At 70.0% G+C, this 23,351-nt stretch carries 22 protein-coding genes; 11 read left to right on the forward strand and 11 right to left on the reverse strand.

What is annotated here, in order from left to right; all coding sequences use genetic code 11:
• Positions 1 to 160: 160 nt before the first annotated feature.
• Complete coding sequence (locus ACFYO0_RS20330; RefSeq protein WP_388677638.1) at positions 161 to 715, forward strand: methylated-DNA--[protein]-cysteine S-methyltransferase; 555 nt, start codon at positions 161 to 163, stop codon at positions 713 to 715.
• A gap of 102 nt (positions 716 to 817) precedes the next feature.
• Positions 818 to 2,143, forward strand: coding sequence for an MFS transporter (locus ACFYO0_RS20335; RefSeq protein WP_388677642.1), 1,326 nt, complete (start codon positions 818 to 820; stop codon positions 2,141 to 2,143).
• Positions 2,144 to 2,330: 187 nt separating this feature from the next.
• Here the strand turns inward: ACFYO0_RS20335 and ACFYO0_RS20340 are convergent, their stop codons facing one another.
• Positions 2,331 to 2,759, reverse strand: a complete 429-nt coding sequence (locus ACFYO0_RS20340) for a VOC family protein (protein WP_388677645.1) — start codon at positions 2,757 to 2,759, stop codon at positions 2,331 to 2,333.
• A 100-nt stretch (positions 2,760 to 2,859) separates the two neighbouring features.
• Between ACFYO0_RS20340 and ACFYO0_RS20345 the strand changes: the two genes are divergently transcribed.
• Together ACFYO0_RS20345 and ACFYO0_RS20350 are read left to right on the forward strand one after the other, a co-directional pair.
• The gene (locus ACFYO0_RS20345) at positions 2,860 to 3,762 is read left to right on the forward strand and encodes a pseudouridine-5'-phosphate glycosidase (protein ID WP_388677648.1); all 903 of its coding nucleotides are present in this window, start codon (positions 2,860 to 2,862) and stop codon (positions 3,760 to 3,762) included.
• A 38-nt stretch (positions 3,763 to 3,800) separates the two neighbouring features.
• Positions 3,801 to 4,769: a carbohydrate kinase family protein gene (locus tag ACFYO0_RS20350; protein ID WP_388677651.1), complete on the forward strand. Its 969-nt coding sequence runs from the start codon at positions 3,801 to 3,803 to the stop codon at positions 4,767 to 4,769.
• Between the two features lie 52 nt (positions 4,770 to 4,821).
• On the opposite strand, the gene ACFYO0_RS20355 is transcribed toward ACFYO0_RS20350, so the two are convergent.
• Positions 4,822 to 5,616 (reverse strand): methyltransferase domain-containing protein, encoded by a 795-nt coding sequence (locus ACFYO0_RS20355; protein WP_388677653.1) that lies wholly within the window; start codon positions 5,614 to 5,616, stop codon positions 4,822 to 4,824.
• Between the two features lie 203 nt (positions 5,617 to 5,819).
• Here ACFYO0_RS20355 and ACFYO0_RS20360 point away from each other — a divergent pair, with 203 nt between their 5' ends.
• Entirely contained in the window at positions 5,820 to 6,947 is a 1,128-nt protein-coding gene (locus tag ACFYO0_RS20360) for a magnesium and cobalt transport protein CorA (protein ID WP_388677656.1), read from the forward strand.
• 76 nt (positions 6,948 to 7,023) lie between these two features.
• Here ACFYO0_RS20360 and ACFYO0_RS20365 read toward each other — a convergent pair whose 3' ends face one another.
• Both ACFYO0_RS20365 and ACFYO0_RS20370 read right to left on the reverse strand, forming a co-directional pair.
• Complete coding sequence (locus ACFYO0_RS20365) at positions 7,024 to 7,452, reverse strand: CBS domain-containing protein (protein ID WP_344392089.1); 429 nt, start codon at positions 7,450 to 7,452, stop codon at positions 7,024 to 7,026.
• Between the two features lie 257 nt (positions 7,453 to 7,709).
• Positions 7,710 to 8,342: a uridine kinase gene (locus ACFYO0_RS20370; protein WP_388677660.1), complete on the reverse strand. Its 633-nt coding sequence runs from the start codon at positions 8,340 to 8,342 to the stop codon at positions 7,710 to 7,712.
• 375 nt (positions 8,343 to 8,717) lie between these two features.
• Between ACFYO0_RS20370 and ACFYO0_RS20375 the strand changes: the two genes are divergently transcribed.
• Together ACFYO0_RS20375 and ACFYO0_RS20380 are read left to right on the forward strand one after the other, a co-directional pair.
• Complete coding sequence (locus tag ACFYO0_RS20375) at positions 8,718 to 9,197, forward strand: DUF1772 domain-containing protein (RefSeq protein WP_388677663.1); 480 nt, start codon at positions 8,718 to 8,720, stop codon at positions 9,195 to 9,197.
• Between the two features lie 201 nt (positions 9,198 to 9,398).
• Entirely contained in the window at positions 9,399 to 10,886 is a 1,488-nt protein-coding gene (locus ACFYO0_RS20380; RefSeq protein WP_388677666.1) for a glutamate synthase subunit beta, read from the forward strand.
• Between the two features lie 19 nt (positions 10,887 to 10,905).
• On the opposite strand, the gene ACFYO0_RS20385 is transcribed toward ACFYO0_RS20380, so the two are convergent.
• Positions 10,906 to 11,406 (reverse strand): carboxymuconolactone decarboxylase family protein, encoded by a 501-nt coding sequence (locus tag ACFYO0_RS20385; protein WP_388678562.1) that lies wholly within the window; start codon positions 11,404 to 11,406, stop codon positions 10,906 to 10,908.
• Positions 11,407 to 11,510: 104 nt separating this feature from the next.
• On the opposite strand from ACFYO0_RS20385, the gene ACFYO0_RS20390 reads away from it, so the two are divergent.
• The gene (locus tag ACFYO0_RS20390) at positions 11,511 to 13,004 is read left to right on the forward strand and encodes a PLP-dependent aminotransferase family protein (protein ID WP_388677669.1); all 1,494 of its coding nucleotides are present in this window, start codon (positions 11,511 to 11,513) and stop codon (positions 13,002 to 13,004) included.
• Between the two features lie 201 nt (positions 13,005 to 13,205).
• Here the strand turns inward: ACFYO0_RS20390 and ACFYO0_RS20395 are convergent, their stop codons facing one another.
• On the reverse strand, positions 13,206 to 13,469 hold the full coding sequence (locus ACFYO0_RS20395) for a DUF397 domain-containing protein (protein ID WP_386345727.1): 264 nt from the start codon (positions 13,467 to 13,469) through the stop codon (positions 13,206 to 13,208).
• Positions 13,470 to 14,330, reverse strand: a complete 861-nt coding sequence (locus tag ACFYO0_RS20400; RefSeq protein ID WP_388677673.1) for a helix-turn-helix domain-containing protein — start codon at positions 14,328 to 14,330, stop codon at positions 13,470 to 13,472. It abuts the gene before it with no gap.
• A gap of 179 nt (positions 14,331 to 14,509) precedes the next feature.
• On the opposite strand from ACFYO0_RS20400, the gene ACFYO0_RS20405 reads away from it, so the two are divergent.
• Complete coding sequence (locus tag ACFYO0_RS20405; protein ID WP_388677675.1) at positions 14,510 to 15,115, forward strand: ATP-binding protein; 606 nt, start codon at positions 14,510 to 14,512, stop codon at positions 15,113 to 15,115.
• A gap of 44 nt (positions 15,116 to 15,159) precedes the next feature.
• Complete coding sequence (locus tag ACFYO0_RS20410) at positions 15,160 to 15,621, forward strand: hypothetical protein (protein WP_388677678.1); 462 nt, start codon at positions 15,160 to 15,162, stop codon at positions 15,619 to 15,621.
• 661 nt (positions 15,622 to 16,282) lie between these two features.
• Here the strand turns inward: ACFYO0_RS20410 and ACFYO0_RS20415 are convergent.
• On the reverse strand, positions 16,283 to 17,644 hold the full coding sequence (locus ACFYO0_RS20415) for an amidohydrolase (protein ID WP_388677681.1): 1,362 nt from the start codon (positions 17,642 to 17,644) through the stop codon (positions 16,283 to 16,285).
• Between the two features lie 162 nt (positions 17,645 to 17,806).
• Here ACFYO0_RS20415 and ACFYO0_RS20420 point away from each other — a divergent pair, with 162 nt between their 5' ends.
• Positions 17,807 to 18,760, forward strand: a complete 954-nt coding sequence (locus ACFYO0_RS20420; protein ID WP_388677684.1) for an endonuclease/exonuclease/phosphatase family protein — start codon at positions 17,807 to 17,809, stop codon at positions 18,758 to 18,760.
• A gap of 132 nt (positions 18,761 to 18,892) precedes the next feature.
• Here ACFYO0_RS20420 and ACFYO0_RS20425 read toward each other — a convergent pair whose 3' ends face one another.
• From ACFYO0_RS20425 to ACFYO0_RS20435, 3 genes are all read right to left on the reverse strand, one after another.
• Entirely contained in the window at positions 18,893 to 20,803 is a 1,911-nt protein-coding gene (locus ACFYO0_RS20425; RefSeq protein ID WP_388677687.1) for an FUSC family protein, read from the reverse strand.
• A 590-nt stretch (positions 20,804 to 21,393) separates the two neighbouring features.
• Positions 21,394 to 22,125, reverse strand: a complete 732-nt coding sequence (locus tag ACFYO0_RS20430; protein ID WP_388677690.1) for a hypothetical protein — start codon at positions 22,123 to 22,125, stop codon at positions 21,394 to 21,396.
• 64 nt (positions 22,126 to 22,189) lie between these two features.
• A complete protein-coding gene (locus ACFYO0_RS20435; RefSeq protein WP_388677693.1) occupies positions 22,190 to 23,287 on the reverse strand; it encodes a hypothetical protein in 1,098 nt (365 codons plus the stop codon).
• Between the last annotated feature and the right edge of the window lie 64 nt (positions 23,288 to 23,351).

Below are 23,351 nucleotides of genomic sequence, written 5' to 3' on the forward strand. Positions count from 1 at the left end.
GGGGGGGGGGGGGCCCCCCGCCCCCCCCCCCCCCCCGGGGGGGGGCGGGCCCCCCCCCCCCCCCGCCGCCCCCCCCCCCCCCGCCCGCCGGGGGGGCCCCCCCCCCCCCCCCCCCCCCCCGCCACCGGCGTTGTCAGTGGTGCGCCGTACGGTGGAGCGCATGGACAGCCATGGGCAGAACGAGCAGCGGGTGGTGTGGGCCGTCGTCGACAGCGACATCGGTCCATTGCTGCTGGCCGCGACCGACGAGGGCCTGGTCAACGTCGTCTTCCACGCCACGGACGCAGTGCGCGACAAGGCTCTGGACCGGCTGGAGTCCCGGCTCGGCGCCGAGCCTGTCGAGGCACCCGACTCCCCGCTGCTGGCCGAGGCGATAGGCCAGGTTCGGGCGTACTTCGCGGGTGACCGGCACGACTTCGAGCTGCCCCTGGACTGGTCCTTGATCTCCGGGTTCAACCGCCAGGTGCTGCACGAGCTGGCGTCCGGCGTCCCGTACGGGAAGGTCGTGGGGTACGGCGACCTGGCCGGTCGCGTGGGTCAGCCGGGCGCGGCGCAGGCCGTGGGCATGGCCATGGGCGCCAATCCGCTTCCGGTCGTCGTGCCGTGCCACCGGGTCGTCGAGAGCGACGGCGGGATCGGGGGCTTCGGGGGCGGCCTGGAGACGAAGCGGAAGCTGCTGGCGCTGGAAGGGGTGCTGCCGGAGCCGCTGTTCTGAGGGTGTCCCGAGTTCGGAGGACCGGGTTGAAAAAAGGGGGGAGACTGCGCCGGTGACCACATCCTTCACGCGTGCGCACTCGTCCGGCACGGCGGGTTCGCCATGAGCGCCGTCGAGCGGCAGACCGCCGTGCCTGTAGACGCGGAGGGGCTGTCGGCGCTGCAGCGCCGTACGTCCGCTGTTCTCATCGCCAGTCAGATCCTGGGCGGACTGGGCGTCGCCACGGGCATCGCGCTCGCTGTCGTACTGGCCGAGGACATCAGCGGCACGGAGTCGCTGGCGGGACTCGCGCCCACCGCGACGGTCACGGGGACGGCGGTGCTCTCCATGCCGCTGGCCGCGCTGATGACCGCGCGCGGTCGTCGCCCGGGGCTCGTCCTGGCCTATCTCATCGGTGCCTTGGGCGCGGGCCTCTGCGTGATCGCAGCGGCTGTCGGCAACTTCCCGCTGCTGTTGCTCGGCATGGCGGCTTTCGGTGCGGCCTCCTCGGCGAATCTGCAGGCACGCTTCGCGGCCGCTGACCTCGCCGAGCCCCAGCGACGGGCCCGGGCCATCTCGAACGTCGTATGGGCCACCACGATCGGTGCGGTCCTCGGCCCCAACATCGCCGCGCCCGCGGGGCGCAGCGTCTCCGGGCTCGGCATACCGGAGACGGCGGGCCCCTTCCTGTGGGCGTCCGGGGTCTTCCTCCTCTCGGCGCTCCTGGTCGCCGTGCTGCTGCGGCCCGATCCTCTGCTCACCGCCCGCGCGCTCGCACCGGTCGAGGAGCAGTCCGCCGAGGCGCGCTCCATCCGGGCCGGGCTGGCCGCGGTGCGGGCCTCTGCGCGCGCCCGTCTTGCTCTGGTGACGGTGGCCGTCTCGCACACGGCGATGGTCTCGGTCATGTCGATGACGCCTGTCGACCTCGATCACCATGGCGCGAGCATCGATCTGATCGGACTGGTCATCAGCGGCCATATCGCGGGCATGTACGCGTTCTCGCCGATCATGGGGCGGTTGTCGGACCGGTTCGGGCGCTTTTCGGTGATAGGCCTCGCCGTGGGACTGCTGGCCTGCGCGGCGCTGCTCGCGGGCACCGCGGGCGGCAGTCACTGGCAGAGTGCCGCCGGGCTCTTTCTGCTGGGCCTCGGCTGGTCGGCCGGCCTCGTCTCGGGCTCCGCGCTCCTCACGGACTCCGTGCCCCAGCCCGCCCGCGCCGCCGCACAGGGGCTGTCCGACCTGACCATGAACGCCTCGGCGGGCGTCGGCGGCGCGGCAGCGGGCCTCATCGTCGCGCAGGCGGGCTACGGCTGGCTCAACCTCATCGCCGCCTGCCTGCTGCTGCCGCTCGGCGCGCTGGCACTGTTCACCCGGGGCAGGCGCAGGGCGGGATCATCGATATCCGAAGAACAGCGCGAATCCGAATCACCTCTCGACACCGACAGCTGAGTGGACTGTGTCCGCGACCCCGAGGCGGACTCCGCCGTGCGCACAGCCAATGGCATCCGAAGTCACGGAGCCGATGGGGCGACGATAGCCCGTCTGGCGTCCCGGCTCGTACGACGTTCAAAAGGGGCGTCCACGCGACGCGCGGACGCCCCTTTCCCTGCCCGAGAGGTACTCGTGAACCTGAGAGCTACTCGTAGTGCCGTGCCTCGAAGACGTTTCCGTCCGGGTCTCGGAAGTAGAAGCTGCGCTTGGCCATTCCGCGGGCACCGAACGCGTCGTACGAGAAGTCCGAGACAGGGACGGCCCGCTCCTCGAGACGAGCGCGGAGCGCGTCGAAGTCCTCACCGGGGAGCGACAGGCATACGTGGTTGACCGGGTGGCCGGCGCTTTCCGCCGCCCCGGGAACGGCGTCCATACGCGCGGCCAGCGGCAGGGGCGCGAGATCGAAGATGGTTTCCTCATTGAGGCGTACAGAGGGGAACGACACCATCCCCGCGGCGAATTCGGTGACCCTGAGCGGCTCCGTGCCGAGCGTCTTCTCGTAGAAGTCGGCCGAGGCGACGGGGTCGCGCACCCAGAGGACGACGTGGTCGAGACGTATCGAGTTGTCCGTCATGCCCCCAGGCTGCTGCCCCCTTCCCGCCGCTGCAAGGGTTTGGAGGGACAGGCCGCCCGCCAGGGATGATGAGGAGAGCCGACAGACAGGAGGCACGCGCGTGCTGGTGTCCGAAGAGGTACGGGAGGCGCTCGCTGCGCACCGGCCGGTGGTGGCCCTGGAGTCCACGATCATCGCCCATGGGCTGCCGCGCCCACGCAACCTCCAGGTGGCGCTGGAACTGGAGGAGGCCGTACGCCAAGAGGGGGCCGTTCCCGCGACGATCGCCGTCCTGGACGGGCAGCCCCAAGTGGGTCTCGACAAGGAGCAGCTGGAGCGTGTCGCGAACGAGGACGGCATCCGCAAACTCGGCCATCGCGATCTGCCACTCGCCGTCGCCACGGGAGCGAGCGGGGCGACCACGGTGTCCGCGACGGCACTGCTGGCCGCGCGGGCCGGCGTCCGCGTGTTCGCGACGGGGGGCCTCGGTGGCGTGCACCGGGAGTGGACGGTCACGCAGGATGAGTCCGCCGACCTGGGCCTCCTTGCGCGTACCCGGATCACGGTGGTGTGCGCGGGCGTGAAGTCCATCCTGGACGTGCCGGCGACCCTGCAGCGTCTGGAGACACTGGGCGTCGCGGTCGCCGGGTACGCAACAGGGCGCTTTCCCGGCTTCTATCTGTCCGACTCGGGGCATCCGGTGGACTGGACGCTGGAGTCACCCGCCGAGGTCGCGGCCGTCATGCGCGCACAGGACGCGCTCGACGGGCCCGAGTCGGCCCTGATCGTCGCGAATCCCGTGCCCGAGGCGGAGCAGCTCGATCCCGAGCTCCACGCGCGCGTGCTGGCCGACGCACTGCACGCGTGCGAGGCGGAGGGCGTGACAGGCCAGGCGGTCACGCCGTTCTTGCTCGATTATCTGGTCCGGCACACGGACGGGGCGTCGCTGAGCGCCAATCTGGCGGCCGTGCGCGGCAACGTACGGCTTGCGGGACGGATCGCAGCGGCCTGGGCCGGGGCGTGACCGGGGCGGGCGAACCCGTGGTCGGGGCCGGCGGGAGCATGAGGGAGCCGGGCTGGGACGCGACGAGCCCGTATCGTCGTGAACATCGTGACGGAGCCCTTCTTGTCGTCGGCGATGTCGTCACGGACGTCGTCGCCCAGTACCGCGGACCGCTCGCCTCCGGCACCGATACGGCCGCCGCCGTCCGGACCGTGCCGGGCGGCGCGGGCGCCAACGTCGCATGCTGGGCGGCCCATTGGGGCTGTGCGGAGGTGCGGCTCCTGGGCCGGGTGGGCGCCGACGCCGCCGCGTGGCACGAGAGGGAGCTGACCGCCTCAGGGGTGCGTCCTCACCTGGTCGTCGATCCCGCGGCGCCGACGGGGACGGTGATCTGCCTGGTGGACACGGGTGCTTCGGCGGAGCGTACGTTCCTCACGGACAGCGGCTCCCTGCGGCTCGGCCCCGACGACTGGTCCCCGTCACTGCTCGACGGCGTCGCGTGGCTTCACCTGTCGGGCTACCTGTTCTTCTCCGAGTCGTGCCGGGCGCTGGCGGCGGTGGCTCTGGAGTCGGCACGCGCGCGTGGCGTGCCGGTGAGTGTGGACCCCGCGTCGGCGGGGTTCCTCACAGAACTGGGCGTGGACAGGTTCCTCGCGCTCGCCGAGGGGATCGACGTACTGCTGCCGAGCAGGGACGAGGCCTGCCTGCTCACCGGGCTGCCCGATACGGCGGACGCGGCGGCCAAGTTGAGCCGCCACGTCCCGCTGGTGGTGGTCAAGCAAGGCGGCGCAGGAGCTCTGGTGGCCGAGTCGGGCACCGTACGGCATCTCGTCCCGGCGACGCCCGCGGCTCCCGTGGACACGACGGGAGCCGGGGACGCGTTCACCGGCGCCTTCCTGGCCGCCCTGCTCTCGGGCAGCGGGCCAGGGGAAGCGGCAGCACAGGGGTGTCGAGCGGGGGCGCTCGCGGTGGAGCGGGTGGGCGGGAGGCCTCAGAGGGAGATGGAGGGGCCGGGCACGGTCCCGTAACGGGCCGAAGGGGTAGATAGTGGCCACTCCCCCGCCAACTCCCTCTCCGGAATTACGGTTTGCGCCCCCACGCCGAGATCAGCGGCGCCGTGGCCAGGTCCATGGCGCCTGCCGCCACATTCGCCAGGTGGCGGTCGACGTCCTGGGCAGTGACTTGGCCCGCCGCGACGAGCTGGTCGCGGACCTGGCGGACCGTCGCGGATTCCAGGGCGGCGCAGGCGGGCGAGGTGATCGGGAAGTACGCGTCCGCCTCCACCTGTCGCAGTCCGGCCTCGCGAAGCAGCCGCGGAAGCCGACGGCCGTACGCGAGATCGGCGCCGCGCTCGGCGAGCAACTGGCGGAAGGCGTGGCGCAGCCGGCTGGCCAGCTGCTGCTCGGTGCCACGCTCGTCGGGCCAGAGCAGCGGTTGCAGTGAGGGGTCGGCGTCCTCGACGAGAAGCCGACCGCCGGCCCGCAGGGCTCTGATCATCGACTGCAACGCCCGTTCCCGCTGCGGCACATGAGACAGTACGAGCCGGGCGTGCACGAGGTCGAAGCCCTCGCCCGGCGGCTCGTCCACGCCCACGTCGTGCACTCGCACCTCGACCGGCGCCCGGGTGGCCGAGGCCGCCCACGAGGTGTCGATGTCGGTCGCGACCACCCGTCCGGTGGGGCCGACCTTCTTGGCCAGCCAGGACACCACGGATGTGCTGCCCACGCCGACCTCCCAGCAGCGCCAGCCGGATCCGATGCCGAACTGCTCGATGTGGCGGAACGTCGTGGGGTCGAAGAGGGTGGCGAGGGCATTGAAGCGCTGCCCCGCCTCGGTCTGCCGGTTGTCGAGAAGATACCCGTCGGTTCGCGTCATGGGGGAATCATCCCAGTTGTCCGGCTTATCCGTGACGGGTGACGCTCCCGTCGTTCACGTATCAGGACTACCGGAGCACACGCCAGGGCGACTGGATCGGAGTGTTCCGTTCCCCCAGGCTTTCTTCGCCGTCGAAGCAGCCTGGCAGACTGGCCGCGGCAGGCGCAGAGTGCGGCGCGAGGAGATCCACGAGGAGATTCCAGATGTCGATGGCAGGGAATCTGCGGAAGGTCACGGGCCTGGACAGGGTCGGCGGCCTTCGCAAGGTGGCGCGGTTGGCACGGCGGCGTCCCCGTGTGGACCTGAGTCACCCGGCCCGGTCCCCTCTGGGCTCCGCGGTGGTGAACTGCGTGGCATACGAGAACGGGACGAGAGTGCCCGGCGGTCGTGATCTCGTCGAGACGGTGGAGCAGGTCAGCAAGGCCGACGACGGTTTCGTCTGGCTCGGGCTGCACGAGCCGACGGAAGTGGAGTTCGCGGGCATCGCCGAGCTCTTCGACCTGCATCCGCTGGCGGTCGAAGACGCGGTGGACGCGCATCAGCGCCCGAAGCTGGAGCGGTACGGCGAGACGATGTTCGCGGTGCTCAAGACGGTCTGCTACGTCGATCACACCGAACTGACCGCGACCAGCGAGGTGGTGAACACCGGCGAGATCATGGTGTTCGTCGGTCACCACTTCGTGATCACCGTGCGGCACGGCAGGCATGGTTCGCTGGGCCCGCTCCGCGAGGAGCTGGAGGCCGATCCCCAGCAGCTCGCCAAGGGACCGGCCGCGGTGCTGCACGCGATCGCGGACCATGTGGTCGACGACTATCTGAACGTCATCGACTCGGTGCAGGCGGACATCGACCAGGTCGAGACCGATGTGTTCGCGGAGAACGGCGCGCGGGCCGACCCCGGGCGCATCTACCAGCTCAAGCGCGAACTCCTCGAGCTGAAGCGGGCAGTGGCGCCTCTGAGCCGCCCGCTCATGGATCTCGCCACCCGGCCTATACGGGTGGTCGATCCGGAGATACAGGCATACTTCCGGGACGTCTCCGACCATCTGCTGCGGGCGACCGAGCAGATAGCCGCGTTCGACGAGCTGCTCAACTCGATTCTGCAGGCGCACCTCGCGCAGGTCAGCGTCGCGCAGAACGAGGACATGCGGAAGATCACGGCATGGGCGGCGCTGATCGCCGTGCCGACGATGGTCTGCGGTGTGTACGGCATGAACTTCGAACACATGCCGGAACTGCACTGGAGGTTGGGTTACCCCTTGACGCTCGGTGTGATTGCCGCTGCGTGCTTCGTTCTGTACCGGGGGTTCAAGCGCAACGGCTGGCTGTGACACCGGCCCTGACGCTTCTCGTCCGGCACGGCCGGCCGGACGAGAGCGAGTTCCCGGTGGCGGCGGGATCTCGGCGTCAGCGTGTGGCGGTCCTCGCGTAGACGCTCTCGGCCCAGTGCGCGAGCTGTTCGTCCGTCAGATGCGCGGCCAGATCGGCCTCGCTGATCATTCCGACCAGACGCTTGTTCTCGATGACAGGAAGGCGGCGGATCTGGTGCCCCTGCATTTCGCCGAGCACTTCGCTGACATCGGCATTCGCGTCGATCCAGCGCGGTGTGCCCTGGGCCATCTCGCCCGCGGTGACGCGTGCCGGGTCGTGGCCCATGGCCACGCAGCCGACCACGATGTCGCGGTCCGTGAGGATGCCGCAGAGCCGTTCGTTCTCGTCGCTGATGGGCAGCGCGCCCACATTGAGCTCGCGCATCAGCTGGGCGGCGCGGTCCAGGGTCTCGTGGGCGGGAATCCACTGGGCACCGCGGTGCATGATGTCTCCGGCAGTGGTCATGAAGTACCTCCCGATGCCGGCGGGCCGGCGCGGCGCGGGGACGCACCGCTAGTCCCGGCGCCCTACATTCTCGCCGGGCGCGAGGCGATACGCACCCGCAAGGGCCCGAAGTACGGCGACCCTGCCGACGCGCCGCCCGGCATCAGTCCCAGCAGGTCACGATCGATCCGCTCCGGGACAACTCGGATGATCATGGGGACCCCGTCGTTCTCCGCTGGAGGGTCGATATCGAGGTTGCCCAGAGCCACTCGCCGAGGTCAGCCGTTCCATGCCGGGTGTCGTGGGTCGTCCGCGCGCACCAGGACGTCGGCTGTGTCGCCCGGAGCCGCCTCGCTGTCGTAGCGCTCGTACGCGGGAAGCGTCCAGTGCTCGCTTTCGGGGGTGCGTCGGCGCAGGGCGTTCGGAGAGAGGCGTATGTGGACGGTGAAGTCGAAGGGGAACCAGTGCCGCAGTAGCAGCGGGCCGTGCAGCAACAGTAGGGCGCCGGGCGGGAGTTGGACGCGGCGGCTGCGGGTGGCGCGGTCGGTGATCGGGTCCCAGAGGTCGGACAGGACGCGGCCGTCACCGCCGGGGTCCAGCGGGCCGAAGACCTCGCGCCACAGGGCGCCCGTGTCGAACCAGCCGTCGTAGTACGCCTCGACGTCCCGGTGACCGTGCTCGAACCGGAGCGACGCGGGACGCAGGAAGCCCTCCGTGGCGACGACGAGGGCGGGCCGGCCGCGCAGGCGCAGGGCTTCGGCCACGCGTTCGGCGAGATCGCCGGGGTGGGCGGCCGGGGCTCCGTCGAAGGCGATGCGCGGCCAGGGGCTGCCGTCGTCCGGCTTCAGGTCGAGCAACTGCTCGGCGAGGAGGTCGCCGAGCCGTTCCCATGTGATCGCTTCGAGTCGCACAGGGCCATCATGCCGCGCGGGCGATGAGGGCCGAGGAGGAGAGGGGAGGGGAAGGGCGGGGCGGGGGCGGGGGCGGGGGCGGGGCCCCAATGGAAACGAGCGGGCTTCCTATGTCGGGTGCGGATTCGTTGTGGCTTGCGGCTCCCCCACTCTCGGCTTCTCCCCCACTCTCGGCTCGCTCGAGCTGGGGACCCCCATGAGCGGGGAACCCCCAGCGCGGCGGAGCCGCACATTGATACAGCCCCGCACCCCTGACGGACCGAGCGCTTCGCGTATGTCCCCGAGTCCCTCGGCGATGGTGACCCTGGTCGTGCCGGACTTCACTTGTGGTGACAGGGACTGGCAGGCAAGATCTTTCAACATGCGGGAGTTGTCATGATCGATGGACCGTACTTCGTGCTGACGGTGCTGGGTGTGCTCGGCACGGGGCTGGTGGCCGGAGTCTTCTGCGCGTTCTCGACGTTTGTGATGAGAGGGCTTGCCGCGCTGCCGCCGGCGCAGGGCGTGGCCGCGATGAAGTCGATCAATGTGACGGCGTTGACGCCGGCCTTCATGGCCGTGTTCGTCGGGTCGGCCGTACTGTGCGCGGTGCTCGCGGTGGTCACGTTCGTGCTGTGGCCCGACGAGGGCACAGTGGAGTTGCTGCTCGGCAGTGCGCTGTATCTGTTCGGCTGCTTCGGGGTCACGATGGTCGCGAATGTCCCGCGCAACGAGAAGTTGGCCACGATGGATCCCGGGACCCGGGAGGCCGCCGCGTACTGGCGCTCGTATGTGAGCGAGTGGACGACGTGGAACCACGTCCGCATGATCGCGTCCGCCGCCGCGGCGATCTCGTACGTGCTGGCACTCGCCTGAGGCGCTGAGGCAGAGGCGCTGAGGCAGAGGCGCATGCGCCGGCGCACGCACTGAGGCGTACGCGCCGCGGGCGACGTATCGTGGCGGAAAGAGTCTGCCGCAAGGCCCTGCGCACTCCGGCCCTCCGAACCCGGCCCGCCGCCCCGGCCCGGAGGCCGGAAGCCGTACGGGCCCCGTTCGCGTATGTAAGGGAAGACGGCCATGGCCGATCCCAAGGGTTTCCTCAACGCCTCCCGCGAGGACTGGCCGCGCCGCCCCGTCGAGGAGCGGGCCCATGACTGGGAAGAGGTGTACGTCCCCGGCGCGCTGCTGCCCATCATCCGCACGCAGGCCGACCGCTGCATGGACTGCGGAATCCCCTTCTGTCACGAGGCCTGTCCGCTCGGCAATCTGATCCCCGACTGGAACGACCTGGTCTCGCGCGACGACTGGCGCGCGGCGAGCGATCGCCTGCACGCCACGAACAACTTCCCCGAGTTCACCGGCCGGTTGTGCCCCGCGCCCTGCGAGGCGGGCTGTGTGCTGGCGATCAACCAGCCCGCGGTCACCATCAAGAACGTCGAGGTGGCGATCGCCGACCGGGCCTGGGAGGAGGGCTTCGCGCCGCCGCGACCGCCGGACCGGCTCTCGGGGCGTACGGTCGCGGTGATCGGCTCGGGGCCTGCCGGCCTCGCCGCCGCGCAGCAGTTGACGCGGGCCGGGCACACCGTCGCCGTGTACGAGCGGGACGACCGGCTCGGCGGGCTGATGCGGTACGGGATACCCGAGTTCAAGATGGAGAAGCGGCATCTGGAGCGGCGGCTCGAGCAGATGCGGGCGGAGGGAACCAAGTTCCGGACGTCGACCGCCGTCGGCCGGGACATCGATGCCGCCGGGCTACGGACCCGTTACGACGCCGTCGTGCTCACCGTGGGCGCCACGGCCTGGCGTGAACTCCCCGTGCCGGGGCGCGAGTTGGATGGCATACACCAGGCGATGGAGTATCTGCCGTTGGCCAACCGGGTGTGCGAGGGGGACATGGAGGCCTCCCCTCTGTCCGCGGCCGGCAAGCATGTCGTGATCGTCGGCGGCGGCGACACAGGGGCCGACTGCCTGGGCACGGCGATACGCGAGGGCGCCGCGTCCGTGACCCAGCTCGACATCTATACACAGCCGGGCACGGAACGCGACGAGGACACCGAGCCATGGCCGACGTACCCGAAGATCTACCGGCTGTCCGCCGCGCATGAGGAGGCCCGCGAGCTGCGGACGGCGCCCTCGGCGGACGCCGACGCGCGGCTCTTCGCGGCGTCCACACTCCGCTTCACCGGCGATGCGAACGGGCATGTACGCGCGCTGCACCTGGTCGAGGTCGACGCCGAGCGCCGGCCCATCCCGGGCACTGGACGCCGACTCCCCGCCGACCTCGTCCTGCTCGCCCTCGGTTTCTCGGGCCCCGACCGCTCCGACGGCCTGGTCGACCAGCTCGGCCTCGACCTCGACCCCCGTGGCACGATCACCCGCGACGCCGACTTCGCGACCAACGTCCGCGGTGTGTACGCCGCCGGGGACGCCGCGCGCGGCCAGTCCCTGATCGTGTGGGCCATCGCGGAGGGCCGCGCGGTGGCGGCGGCGGTCGACCGTCAACTGACCGGAAGTTCACGGCTTCCGGCGCCGATAGGGCCGTACGACCGGCCGATGACGGTGTGAGACTCCAGTGACAGCGGGGTCAGCGTTCGTCCGTGCCCGCCACCTTGGCCGTCGACAGGGCGATCCGGTTCCAGGTGTTGATCGCGAAGATCAGTGCCAGGACCTGGGCGAGTTCCTGCTCGTCGAACCGGGCGGCGGCCCGCGCGTAGACGTCGTCCGGGACACCGCGGTCGGCCACCAGCGTCACCGCCTCCGTCAGCGCGAGTGCCGCCTGTTCCCGCTCCGTGAAGAAGTGGCCGGCCTCGCGCCACACCGCGACCATGTGCAGCCGGTCCTCGCTCTCACCCGCCTTGCGCGCGTCGGTGGTGTGCATGTGGAGGCAGTACGCGCAGTGGTTGAGGTGCGAGGCCCGGATCTGGATCAGCTCGACGAGGGCCGGGTCGAGCCCCTCGCGGGCGGCGGCGTCGAAGCCGATGAGGGCCCGGAAAGCCTTCCGGGCGGACTTCGCGAAGTCGAGGCGAACGTTCTCGGCCACCGCGGTCCCGTTCGCTGCCTTCGTTGTATTCACCGTGTTCACCATGTCCGTCTCGTTCACCATGTCTGTCTCGTCCGTCGCGTTCGTCGTGTTCGTCGTCATGACCACGAAACTACGGCTCGGAAAGACCTTCTGTAGGGTTCATTTCCATGGCGGAATCGTGGGTCAATTCGGCGGAGCGCATCGGCGCCGACCTGCATCTGGAACTGGAACTGGAACTCTCGGGCAAGGGAGGTCGTCGCGCCGCCCTCATTCGCGCCCTGCGCGAGGCCGTACGAAGCGGCCGTCTCGCCCCGGGCACCCGCCTCCCCCCGTACCGCTCGCTGGCCGCCGATCTCGGCATGGCCCGCAACACGGTCGCCGACGCGTACGCCGAACTCGTCGCCGAGGGCTGGCTGACCGCGCGCCAGGGCTCGGGCACCCGGGTCGCCATGGGGTTATCGCCCACGCCCTTGAGGCAGTGGGGAAGCGCCGAACCCCTGCAGCGCGCTGCGCGCGTGCCCAAAAAGGCACCTCCACGCGTGCGTGGACCGCGACACGACTTGCGGCAGGGCACTCCGGACGTGTCGGCGTTCCCGCGTACGGCCTGGATCGCCTCGTATCGGCGGGCCTTGCAGCAGGCGCCCAACGAAGCGTTCGGGCCGGGAGACCCTGCCGGCCGTCGCGAACTACGGGAGGCGCTCACGGAGTACCTGGCACGCGCGCGTGGCGTCCGCACCGAGCCGAGCCGCATTGTGATCTGCTCCGGTTTCGCACACGCGCTGCGGCTTGTCTTCGGCGGCTCCGGAGGCGGTGTGCTCAAGGGCCCGCTGGCCGTTGAGGCGTACGGGCTGCCCTTCCACCGCGAGTTGCTGGTAGCGGCAGGCGTACGGACGCTCCCGCTGCCCCTCGACGAAGACGGCGCACAGGTCGAGGAGTTGGGCAAGGAGCGGGCTGTACTGCTCACGCCGGCACACCAGTTCCCAACCGGTGGGCCCCTGCATCCCTCGCGCCGCGCCGCCGTGATCGACTGGGCACGCGCGCGTGGCGGGGTGATTCTGGAGGACGACTACGACGGGGAGTTCCGCTACGACCGCAAGCCCGTGGGCGCCGTTCAAGGTCTGGACCCGGAGCGGGTCGTCCACATCGGCTCGGTGAGCAAGAGCCTGTCGCCCGCGCTACGGCTGGGCTGGATGGTCCTTCCGGAGCGATACGTCGATGCCGTACTGGAGGCGAAGGGCGAGCGTGAGGCGTGGGTGAGCGTCCTCGACCAGCTGACGCTCGCGGACTTCATCGTCTCCGGGGCGTACGACCGTCATGTGCGGCGCATGCGGCAGCGGTACCGGACGCGACGGGACCGTCTCGTCGTCGCGCTCGCCGCCCAGGCACCGCACATCGAGGTCACCGGCATCGCGGCCGGACTCCACGCGGTGCTACGACTGCCGCCCGGAAGCGAGCAAGCCGCCGTCAGAGCCGCCCACTGGCAGGGACTGGCCCTGGACGGGCTCGCCGAGTTCCGGCACCCGGAGGCGGCCGTCCCGGCACCGGTTGGACCGGACGGGCCGGGCGGACCGGACGGGCTGGTCGTCGGCTATGCGACGCCTCCGGAGCACGCGTACGGGGCCGCGCTGGAGGCGTTGTGCGCGGCGCTGCCGCCCGGGTAAGTGGCCACACCGGGCAAGTGGCCACACCGGGCAAGTGGCCGAAGGATCGCGTCGGCGACAACCGGCCCACCGCTGTGCGGCGGCCCGCCGCACCCTCGCGGTCGGGCCGCCGTCGATCGGGCAGTTCTACACCTTGATAGGGGACACAAAGGGCAACGAATAATGGACAATTGACAACGGAGTTTGGTGAACAAGGGCCCCTCAGGACAGCAGGAAGTCCGCCTCCCCCGCCTTGGCCCCCTGAATGAACGCCGTCATCTCGCCGGGGGTGTAGATGAGGGCGGGTCCGTCCGGATCCGCCGACTGACGGACCGCGATACGGCCGTCGGCGAGCTTCATCGCCTCCAGGCAGTTGCCGCCGTTGCCCCCGCTCCAGGGCTTGTGCCAGCCTTCGCTGCCCAACTCACGTGCGGGCATGCCGTTGTAGATGCGCCCGTTGTGAACCCGGGACTTGATGCGAGTCATTCACAGCTCCTTGCGGAGATCCAGCAGGATCTCGTTCGTGCGATGTGCTGTGGCGGCCTGCGCCGCCATGCGGTCCATGACCTCGAGATGAGTGGCCACCTCGGCACGCGCGTCCAGGTAGACGGCGCCGGTCAAGTACTCGCTGTAGACCATGTCCGGCAGTTCGGGCACGGCAAATCGGAAGAGCACGAAGGGCCCGTACGTGCCCGCGTGCGGCCCCGAGGAGAACGGGGCGATCTGCAGCGTCACGTTCGGCAGTTTCGTGACCTCGAGCAGCTTGTCGACCTGGGCGCGCATCACCTCGGGGCTGCCGACGGGCCGGCGCAGGGCCGTCTCGTCCATCACGACCCACAAGCGTGGCGCGTCCTCACGCGTGAGCAGCTCCTGGCGTTGCATACGCAGCGCCACATGTCGCTCTATGTCCTCGGGTCTCGTCTGGCCGATGGCGCCGGATTCCATAACGCCATAGGCGTACTCCTCGGTCTGCATCAGTCCGGGCACGAAGTGGGGTTCGTAACTGCGGATGAGGTTGGCCGCGCCCTCCAGGCTGACGTACATGGAGAACCAGCCCGGCAGGATGTCGTGGAACCGCTGCCACCAGCCTGGCTGGTTGGCCTCCTCGGCGAGCGTGACGAAGGCGTCTGCCTCTTCGTCGGAGACGCCGTACGCCTTCAACAGGAGCTGAAGGTACGGGATCTTGAGGGCGACCTCGGCCATCTCCATGCGGCGGACGGTGGCGGCCGTGACGCGCAGTATGCGTGCCGCCTCCTCGCGCTTGAGCCCCGCGCGCTCCCGCAGGTCCAGCAGGCGCCGTCCGAGGACGACCTGCCCGACCGTCGGCGCGGACCGCGGCTCGCTCACGTCCACCTCCACATAGTCCTGAACAGCCCGGGCGGCGCCCGGTGGGTACCCGGCGAGTACCCAACAGACGCCGCGTCACGTGCTGTTGCGATGCAGTGTGCCATGGCCCTCTCCGCATAGAACACTGCACTCTGCAATTTTCAGAGTGACTCTTGCCAAGTGTTCACGGCGGGGAGATAGTGGCAAGCGTGACTCCGCCTTCGTCGTTAAGAGCAGACGCCGCAGACGCCGCCGGGAGCCGGTTCGGTCTCGGCACCGCCGATGCGGCTGCCGAGCGCCGGTTCCGTTTCGAGCTGGCCGCACATCCAGGTTCCGCCTCGCAGGCCAGGCGCCTTACGCGCGCCCGGCTTTCGGGGTGGGCCGTCTGCGAGGACACCTGCGACATGGCGGAGTTGGTCGTCTCCGAGCTGGTCACCAACGCGGTCGTGCACACGGCGAGCCGCCAGGTGGTGTGCGAACTGCACGACGGCGACGATCAGTTGCGAATAGCCGTACGCGACGAGGGGTGTGCGACGGGTGAGCCCCACCCTTCGCCACAGCGCCCCGAGGAGGAGCACGGGAGGGGATTGCTTCTCGTCGCTGCGGTGTGCAGTGCCTGGGGCGCCCAGGATTCCGGACCCGGACTGCTGGTCTGGGCGGACCTGCCGCGCTCGGCGAACAACGGCGCCGAGCCGCGGTCGGACCTGGGCTGGAGTGCGAGGAGCCGGCCGGCCCCAGCCGGCTCCTCGCGAACCGGCTCCGCCTCGACCGGGGCGGACGGCCCTTCGGCAGGGCACTGGTTCTGAATCGTTTCATAGACGTTCGAAAACTTGAGAACGGACGGGGCTGAATGGGTGTGAGGGCTACGTCGGCCGGTGTGCCTAGGGTGCTTCACCTGGACACACTGGTTCGTCTGCGTCATTCGCTACGGGCGCCGTCCGGGGCAGGGGCGCTGCGACGCCTCACCGTCCCGGAGGGTATGCAGGCGCCACTCGGCTGCGACGCGGTGGCGATGCCCGCGCGATTCGGCCCGCCGCTGATGTCCCGGCTACCTCGCGTCGGCTGCGTATACGCCGACGCTTCCCAGTGGTGGTGGCTGCTCCCGGCCGACTCCGACGTCTCCCTGGAGTGGCCTTCACCTGCGCACTACGCGACGGGAGCGGTAATCCCGGGCACGCCCGCACTCCCCCTCCCAGACCTGATCCACAAGCCGGACGGCAAGCTTCCGTACACACCGCCGATCCCGCTGTACCTGGCGCTGTGCCGGGTCACAGGGACGACGCCGGTGTGGTCGAAGGCCATCCGAGCCTGATCATGGCTCGGCGGACAACCGCCGGGCCAGGTGGGGCCCTCCAGGGGCGAGGGGCTGTATCAATTTGCGACTCCGCGCGATGGGGATCCCCCGCTCACGGAGGCCCCCCGCTCGAGCGCAGCCCAGAGGGGGGAGAAGCCGAGAGCGGGGAGCGACCGGCCGCGACGGCCCCGCAGCCGACTCACGCCCCCTCCAGCGGGCTGGGGCGCAGCCCCAGTTTCGGGAAGGCGCGGGGCTGGGAACCCCGCCCACTCATTCTGCGCGGTCCACGACCACCAGGAAGGCATCGGAGGTCAGGTCCATAACGACCTCAGCCTGCTGCCCCTCCAGGCGGCAAGCCTGCGCGAACTCCTCCGCCGGCCAAGAACCCCGAGGCCCACCAGCCGGAAAGCGACCAAGCACCGTTCGCCCGTTCACCTTGCACCTCCATGTAGCGCTGCTCCCGTAGAAGCGCTGTTCTCCTAGAGTTAATAAACGCCAACCATGGGGGAAACGGATCGCTGAGTAACCGTACTGAGATGTAGCTGACACTCGGTTACTGCCTCAGTGTGAGCGATCTCTCAGCTTTCGTGACGTTTCGTGTCAGTCTTCGTACTCCTAGTGATATCGGACCCTTTTCACAGCCGCCCCGTGCTCCCCGCCTCACGCCCGCCCGGCGCCCTCACGCGTCGTAGTCCTGGATCTTCCTGCCATGGCTCCGGTCGATCAGTGACGGCATCCGTTCCCCCAGCTCGTCCACGATCCCCGCCACATCGAGCGTCAGCAGCTCGCGGTCGCGCATGAGGACCCGCCCGTCGACGATCGTCGTGCGTACGTCACTGGAGCGGGCGCTGTGCACAAGGGCGGCGGGAAGATCGTGCACAGGCTGGGTGTGCGGCCCGGAGAGGTCGACGAGGATGATGTCGGCCTTTCGCCCCGGGGCCAGGCTGCCGATGGACTCCCCGAGTCCGACCGCCCGCGCACTCTGCAGCGTCGCGTGATGCAGGGCCTGCCGCGAGGTGAGCCAGCGCGGGTCACCCTCCGTAGACTTCTGCACCAGCGCGGTGAGGGCCATTGCGTCCCATACATCCAGGGAACTGTTCGAGGCCGCCCCGTCCGTGCCGAGCCCGACGGGAATGCCGAGTTCCCGCAGGGCACGTACCGGCGTGGTGGTGGGCCAGGCGAACTTGAGGTAGCCGCGCGGCGCGCTGGCCACGGCCACGCGTCCCGTGGCACCGGCGAGGACGGGCAGGTCGCGCTCCACGATGCCCGTGCCGTGGGCGATGAGCAGATCGACGTCGAGGAGCCCGGCGCCCTGAAGGATCTCGATCGGCGTGCGGCCGTGGCGGGCCAGGCTGGTGTCGGTCTGGTCGCGGTTCTCGGCGGCGTGGACGTGCACCAACAGGTCGTGCTCGCGGGCGAGTTGAGCGGTGGCGGCGAGGTCGGCGTCGTCCACGGTGTACGGGGCGTGCGGGGCGAGCGAGGTGGTGATGCGGCCGTCGGCTCCGCCTCGCCGTCGTAGCGCGAAGTCCAGTGACCGCTCGCGCCCTTCGGCCCCCTGCGAGGAGAAGTAGGCCTCTCCGAGATTGGCGCGCATCCCGCAGTCGGCCACCACGGCGGCGACGGTGTCCATGGAGAAGTAGTGGTCGGCGAAGCAGGTGACACCGCCCCGGATCATCTCGGCGCAGGCGAGCCGGGCGCCCAACTCCACGTCCTTGTCGGTGAGATTGGACTCGATGGGCCAGATGACGTCGTTGAACCACTCCTCGAGGGGGAGGTCCTCGGCGATGCCGCGCAGCGCGACCATCGGTGCGTGCGTATGGCAGTTGACCAGGCCGGGCATCGCGATCTGGCCGCGCGCGTCGATGCGTTCGACCGCGGGGGTGTCAGCCAAGTCGTCGGTCGTCACGGTCTCGATGAGCCCGTCCCGTACGACGATGGTGGCGTCCTCGACGAAGTCGATCTGCTCATGATCGTCGTGCACGAGGGCGGTGCATCCGGTGATGATGAGATCGGCGGCGTTCTCCGCGTCGGGCGATGTCATCACGCCACGGTACGACGGCGTCGTACGACCGGGTGACGTGAACCGTGCATCCGGTCCTCGCCCTGTCGCCGCAAGGGTTCGGCGCGCACTCTGGCGTCACCGAAGCCCCGTCATCGAACCCCGTCACGTCTCGACCGGCAGTGCTCCCCGGAAGGAGCCCGCATGCTTCTCGGCACCTGGAATCTGGAGAATCTGTATCGGCCCGGCGGCCGGTTCGGACCGAGGAACGAGGCCGCGTACAAGGCGAAGCTCACCGCTCTGTCCTCGATGATCACGGACCTGGACCCCACACTGCTCGGTGTGCAGGAGGTCGGCGACCCGGCGGCGCTGCGGGATCTGGCCGACATGCTGGAGGGCGACTGGCACATCGCGCTCTCGGAACACCCGGACGGCCGCGGCATCAGGGTCGGCTGCCTCAGCCGCCCCGCACTGCGGGTGCGGGCCGACACGAACGCCTTCCCCACTCCGCTGCGGCCCGTGCAGGGTGACGACGACGGTGAGCCGGTGGATCGTGCGGGCCGCGGTTTCCTGGCGGTGGAGGTTGCCATGGGGGCGATGACCCTGACGGTGGCGGTGTGCCACTTGAAGTCGAAGCTGCTGACGTATCCGGGCGGACGGTTCCAGCCGCGGGACGAGGGAGAGCGGGCGCGCTATGGCGCGTACGCCCTCTACCGGCGGGCCGCCGAGGCCACGACGCTACGCGCGCTCACCGACGAGTTCCTCGACGGCAAGGGCAAGGAGCGGAACGTGGCCGTCGTCGGCGACCTGAACGACGAGGTCGCGGCCGCCACGACCCAGATCCTCCAGGGCCCGCCGGGTTCCGAGATCAAGACCCCCGGCTTCGAACGCCCCGACAAGGGCGACGCGTCCCGCCTGTGGAACATCGCCCCTCTCATCGACCAGAAGCAACGATTCTCCCGAGTGCACGCCGGCCGCCCTGAGCTGATCGACCACATACTGGTCAGCCGCCTCCTCCTCGACCATGTGACCGGTGCGGGGACCGGGGCTCCGGCCCAGGAGGTGACCACGCTGGCGTCGGTGGGCGATGATCCGAGTGCGCGCCGGGACGAGGCGGGGTCGGATCATGCTCCGGTGTGGGCGCGAATACGGGTGTGAGGCTACGGGTGTGAAGGCTTCCTCGCGCTTCCTCGCGCTTCCTCGCGTTCCTCGGATCACGCGGCGTTCCGTACTGGATCAGCAGACAGTCGGTCAGGCCCGTACGAGCTGAGTCGGGTCCGTACGAACTGATCAGGCGCTCAGGTTCAGAGCGTTCCCCGACCGGTCGTCCTCCGAAGTGAGCCCGGCCCGCTCCCGCCGCTCGACGAGTTCGTCGAGCAGGGTGGCGAGGCGTTCGGTGTGCCGAGGGGTGAGCTGTCCCGTGTCGTCGAGGTGGACGGCGCTTGCGGTGGTCGTGTCCACGAGGCGTTCGAGCGTGGCCGCCACCTCGTCGGTGCCTTCCGTGTGCCGTGCCAGGGTGGGGAGTTCGGCCGAGGCGCGGTCGATCGCGGCACGGGCCTCGGCCAGCGTCCGGTAGGCCTCGCGGCGCAGCGCCCAGCGCGCCGCCCGGTCGTCGGCCCCGCTCAGCACCTGCGCCAGGTACGCGTGCGCCGCGTCGGTCGCACGCCCAAGGCGGGCCCGTACGTTCCCGCCGCGCTGCCCCGGCGCCGGCAGATGCCCGACGAGCAGCACGATCGCGCAGGCCAGCAGCGTCTCGCCGATCCGGCTCCAGGAGGCCTGCGGTTCGCCGCCGACCATGACGAGCGAGAGCACCAGCACGGTGATGACGGCGGTCTGGGCGGCGAAGTGCCGAATGGCGACCGGGATCAGGGCCCCGCTGACGGCCACGAGCACCACGAGCCCTTCCGGCGCGGGCAGCACCGCGGCGAATCCGGCGAACACGACGGCGCCGAGCACAGTCCCCGCGGCCCGGCACAGCACACGTGAGACGAGCGGCCCGAGATCGGGCTTGACGAGGAAGACGGCGGTGGCCGGGAGCCAGTACCAGTGCACATGGTGCAGCGCCTGCGCGACGGCGGCACTCGCGCCGAAGCTCAGCGCCACCCGGAGCCCGTACTCGCGGCCTCCGGCGCCGGTGACCGTGCGCAGGAGGGCCTTGGCACGGACGGGACGTAGATGCAGACCATGGCGCGCGGTCTGCTGGGCACCGAGGTCGATGGGGCCGCTGGAACCCTTGGGTGCACTCTTCCTGCCGCCCCGGTCGAAGGCCTCCGCCGCATGCAGCAGAGCGTCGTCGAGGGCCCGCAGCCCCGGTACGGAACGGGCGGGTGCGGGCAGCGGCCCACAGGCCTCCCCCGTCCGTACGGCCACGGCGAGCCGTCGCGGCCCGTCCGCGGCGCGCGCGGGCAGGGCGTCCCCGGACCAGGCGAGCGCGGTCGCGGCCTCGGCGAGGGGCAGCGCGGCGGCGTACTGCGCCCGCAACCGCCGCTCGGCTGCGGAACTGGCGTACCGCCGCAGCCTCGGCCCCGCGAGGGCGTCCTGCGCGTGATCGAGCGCGGCGGTCAGCGCGGCACGCCGGGCCATGGCCTGCTCACCGCCCACGGCAGCAAGCAGCGCGGCGACGGCCTCGTACACGGAGGCAACGGCTTCCCGCTCCCCGTCGAAGCGGAAGTCACTGACCAGGGCCTGGGGCGTCGGCAGCACAAGCCGCAGCACAAGGAGCCAGAGTGCGCCCGCGAGGAAGAACAGGGCGCGCTGCCACCCTGCTTCGGGCAACGGCATCCCGGCCCCCACGGCAGCCGCGACCAGCAACTGCGTCCCGGCTCCGGAAGCCACCGGCCCCACGGCACTGACAGCCCCGCCCACCAGCCCGAGCCCGGCCAGCACCAAGGTCAGCGGCACCGCTCCGGCCTGCTCCCCCAGATACGCCCCGAGGAACAGCCCTGCGGCCCCGGCGAGCGCCGGCACCCCGAGCCGCTTGATGGAGGCCCGTCGACTCCCGGGCCGGTCATTGGTCCCGGCGAGCATGGCACCGAGGGCGGCCACGACTCCGATGGAGGGCCGATCGACGAGAACGGCCACGAGCAGCAACGGCCCGGCGGCCAACGCCCCTCGTACGACCGCGCTCCACGGCACGGGCCCTCGCTGGGCGCGCAGGGCATGGGCGAGCCAGGGAGGCAGAGCAAGGGCGGGGCGGGACACGGGGCTCCTGTCAGTACGAGGGCGGGGGTGTGCCTTCGGGCGACGTCGGCCGGGCGGTGGTGTGTGGTGCCCACGGTAGGTCGCGAACCTGGAGCAAATGCAACTCTCGCATTTCAGCGAGGTGACGGATGGCGGGCAGGCCGCGTTCTTTATGAACGCAATCCCGCTCCACGGCTGTTGGAGCGGGCGCCGGCCCCGGGGTGCAGGCGATGTGCGCGAACCGGAGGGTAGGGGCTGTGCGCGCGGAAAGGAGCGGACCCGGGGGCGTAGCCGGCCCCCGAGCCCTGTGATGCCGCCCACGTCGCACGCCGGCACGCTTGAGGACCCAGGTCAGTGTGAAGTCGCCGCGTCCTGCCTTTGGACCACCGCACATCGAGCTGTGCGGGCCGGACTTGAACCGGCATTTCGACGTCCGGGGCCTGAGCCCGGTCGATCCGGCGATCGGCGGCGAATGCTGAGTCTGGAGCAATAGTCTGAGATTGATCGCGGTTCCTCATCGGGAACCGCGCAGTCACGACAAGCCTCAGCTTCAGCTTTGCGCTCCTCGCGCACCCCGGCCGAGGTGACTGGTGGCCGGGGAGTTTCTGAGGCTACCCGAACAGGTAGCCGAACACGGCGTCACCGACCCGCTGGTCGACGACGTCGACGCCGTTCGCCTCTTCCCGGGCGAACTTGACGGCCTGCTGCAACTTCTCGACCCTGTCCAGCAGTTCGTTCACACGCCGGGCGGGAAGGGCACCCGAGAACTTGACGGTCGTCCAGTACCCGACCGGTATGTCCTCGTAGTACACCTCGACCTGCGCCGGATGCTTCTCGGTGGCTTCGGCCTTCACATGGTTCCGAGGCACCTTCTTCGTACGAAGCGTCCGGACCGGCTCGGTCTTCCAGGCGTCCGTGGACGGATCCTGCACCCACGACTCGGAGGCGTCGAGCACCGGCAGCTTCCGCACAAAGGTGTTGAGATCGGTGAGCTGCTTCTCCAGAAACAGCAGATAGGACACCGGCACCTCGGCGACGAGCACCCGCCCGTCAACGGTGATGTCCGCCCTGGCCGTGCAGTTGGCCCAGTCCTTGGTGGCGGTCACATCGAACAGCCGCGTAAGGGTAGCCGCAGTGTCCCGCAGCACGTCTTCGGCCTGCACCTGCACCCGAGTCGACTCGGGCGGCAACTGCTCACCCTCCTCGTCCTTCGGCTGATACGTACGCGAGATACCGGCCAGCAGGGCAGGCTTCTGCAGCCCATGGTGAGCGGCCGTCAGGTCCTGGTGCGACTTGGCCTTGACGCCCTTCTCGACTGCGATGATCTGATTGAGTTTCGCCACGTGGGAGACGGTAGCAGTGGCAACTGGCGTTTTCCGAAGGGTTATTCGATCCGCGCCGCCCAGGTCAACGGCCTGGCTCGCGCATCTGGTCGGCGATGAAGGTGAGGTGCTGTATGTGGCCCTTCTCCACCCACACCGAGGGGTTCCCGGGGTTCGTACTGACAACAGGATCTGCCTGATTCTGCAACCATCGCTCTCCGTCGCTGCGGGACGTACGGAACTCGGGATCGCCGGCGATCCGCGCGGCGAGCGTCTTCATGAGGCTCTCCTCACCACGACCCCACTGGGCACCCTTGCCGATCAGGAAGTGTTCGGCCGTGGTGTAGCGCGGCGTCTCGTAGAAGATCCTTCCGCCGGGCGGCGCGTCGCCGCTGCGAGGGTGGACGGTCGAGTAGTCGCCGTATGTGATCTCCGGGGCCTGGGGCTCTATTCGGTCCCGTACCAATTGCCACACCTGCCACTCGGCGCGCGGCCACTCCGTCAGATCGTGATCCTTCAGCTCCTTCGCGCCCCAGGGGAAGGAGCCGCCCAGCAGTGTGACGGTCCGCCACTCGGCCAGTGTGCCGACTTCGCGCCAGCCGCGGAGTGCACGGGCAACGGCGGCGTCGGCGTTTCCGATGTCGTACAGGTCGAGGAAAAGATCCAGTTCCGGGTCTCGGCCACGCAGTCGGCCGATCAGTTCCCGGCACCGATCGCGCAGGTCCGCATCGGGCCCGGCATGCAGCGCGACCCGCACGCCGAGTCCGTCGCCCCATTCCCTGGCAGTCTCGGCAGCGGCAGTCTGCTGGGCCGGGTCACGTTCGGGCCCTGTGACCGGCCGTAACGCAGTGCCCAGGAGGGTGGCACAGACCTCCTGCCACACGTGCTCGACCACGAGGTCGAGCTCACCCTCCGCGTTCCGGGCGTCGAGCCAGCCCGGATGCAGGCCGGGTCCGTTACGGAGGGCCCGCGCCTTTCCCCTCAGGTATTCCACGAGTTCCGCCGTCCTGTCCGGCGGTGGGATGGTCCAGAGTGGCTGCACACGATGCTTGTCAGGAAGCTCGACGTGTTTGAATCCGGCCAGCGCCGCGTGTTTCGCAGGCAGTCCCGGAACGTACGAAGGTATTGCCATACCCGCCCCCAGTGTCCGTTCCTGACGAAACGGTGACACCCGGGCGGACATGCTTGAAAGAGCGCCTATTCGGTCATGACCGTTCGAGGCTCAAGACTGTCCGAACCCTCGTGTG

This window comes from Streptomyces sp. NPDC006365 (assembly GCF_042870755.1).
In the GTDB taxonomy this organism is placed as follows: Bacteria; Actinomycetota; Actinomycetes; order Streptomycetales; family Streptomycetaceae; genus Streptomyces; species Streptomyces xiangluensis.

Coding starts and splice junctions, on each gene's coding strand:
- ACFYO0_RS20360 (WP_388677656.1), top strand. CDS start 5,820: ATGTCGATGGCAGGGAATCTGCGGAAGGTCACGGGCCTGGACAGGGTC.
- ACFYO0_RS20435 (WP_388677693.1), bottom strand. CDS start 23,287: ATGTCCGCCCGGGTGTCACCGTTTCGTCAGGAACGGACACTGGGGGCG.
- ACFYO0_RS20385 (WP_388678562.1), bottom strand. CDS start 11,406: ATGGTGAACACGGTGAATACAACGAAGGCAGCGAACGGGACCGCGGTG.
- ACFYO0_RS20415 (WP_388677681.1), bottom strand. CDS start 17,644: ATGACATCGCCCGACGCGGAGAACGCCGCCGATCTCATCATCACCGGA.
- ACFYO0_RS20380 (WP_388677666.1), top strand. CDS start 9,399: ATGGCCGATCCCAAGGGTTTCCTCAACGCCTCCCGCGAGGACTGGCCG.
- ACFYO0_RS20395 (WP_386345727.1), bottom strand. CDS start 13,469: ATGACTCGCATCAAGTCCCGGGTTCACAACGGGCGCATCTACAACGGC.
- ACFYO0_RS20410 (WP_388677678.1), top strand. CDS start 15,160: ATGGGTGTGAGGGCTACGTCGGCCGGTGTGCCTAGGGTGCTTCACCTG.
- ACFYO0_RS20390 (WP_388677669.1), top strand. CDS start 11,511: ATGGCGGAATCGTGGGTCAATTCGGCGGAGCGCATCGGCGCCGACCTG.
- ACFYO0_RS20375 (WP_388677663.1), top strand. CDS start 8,718: ATGATCGATGGACCGTACTTCGTGCTGACGGTGCTGGGTGTGCTCGGC.
- ACFYO0_RS20355 (WP_388677653.1), bottom strand. CDS start 5,616: ATGACGCGAACCGACGGGTATCTTCTCGACAACCGGCAGACCGAGGCG.
- ACFYO0_RS20350 (WP_388677651.1), top strand. CDS start 3,801: ATGAGGGAGCCGGGCTGGGACGCGACGAGCCCGTATCGTCGTGAACAT.
- ACFYO0_RS20365 (WP_344392089.1), bottom strand. CDS start 7,452: ATGACCACTGCCGGAGACATCATGCACCGCGGTGCCCAGTGGATTCCC.
- ACFYO0_RS20330 (WP_388677638.1), top strand. CDS start 161: ATGGACAGCCATGGGCAGAACGAGCAGCGGGTGGTGTGGGCCGTCGTC.
- ACFYO0_RS20340 (WP_388677645.1), bottom strand. CDS start 2,759: ATGACGGACAACTCGATACGTCTCGACCACGTCGTCCTCTGGGTGCGC.
- ACFYO0_RS20420 (WP_388677684.1), top strand. CDS start 17,807: ATGCTTCTCGGCACCTGGAATCTGGAGAATCTGTATCGGCCCGGCGGC.
- ACFYO0_RS20335 (WP_388677642.1), top strand. CDS start 818: ATGAGCGCCGTCGAGCGGCAGACCGCCGTGCCTGTAGACGCGGAGGGG.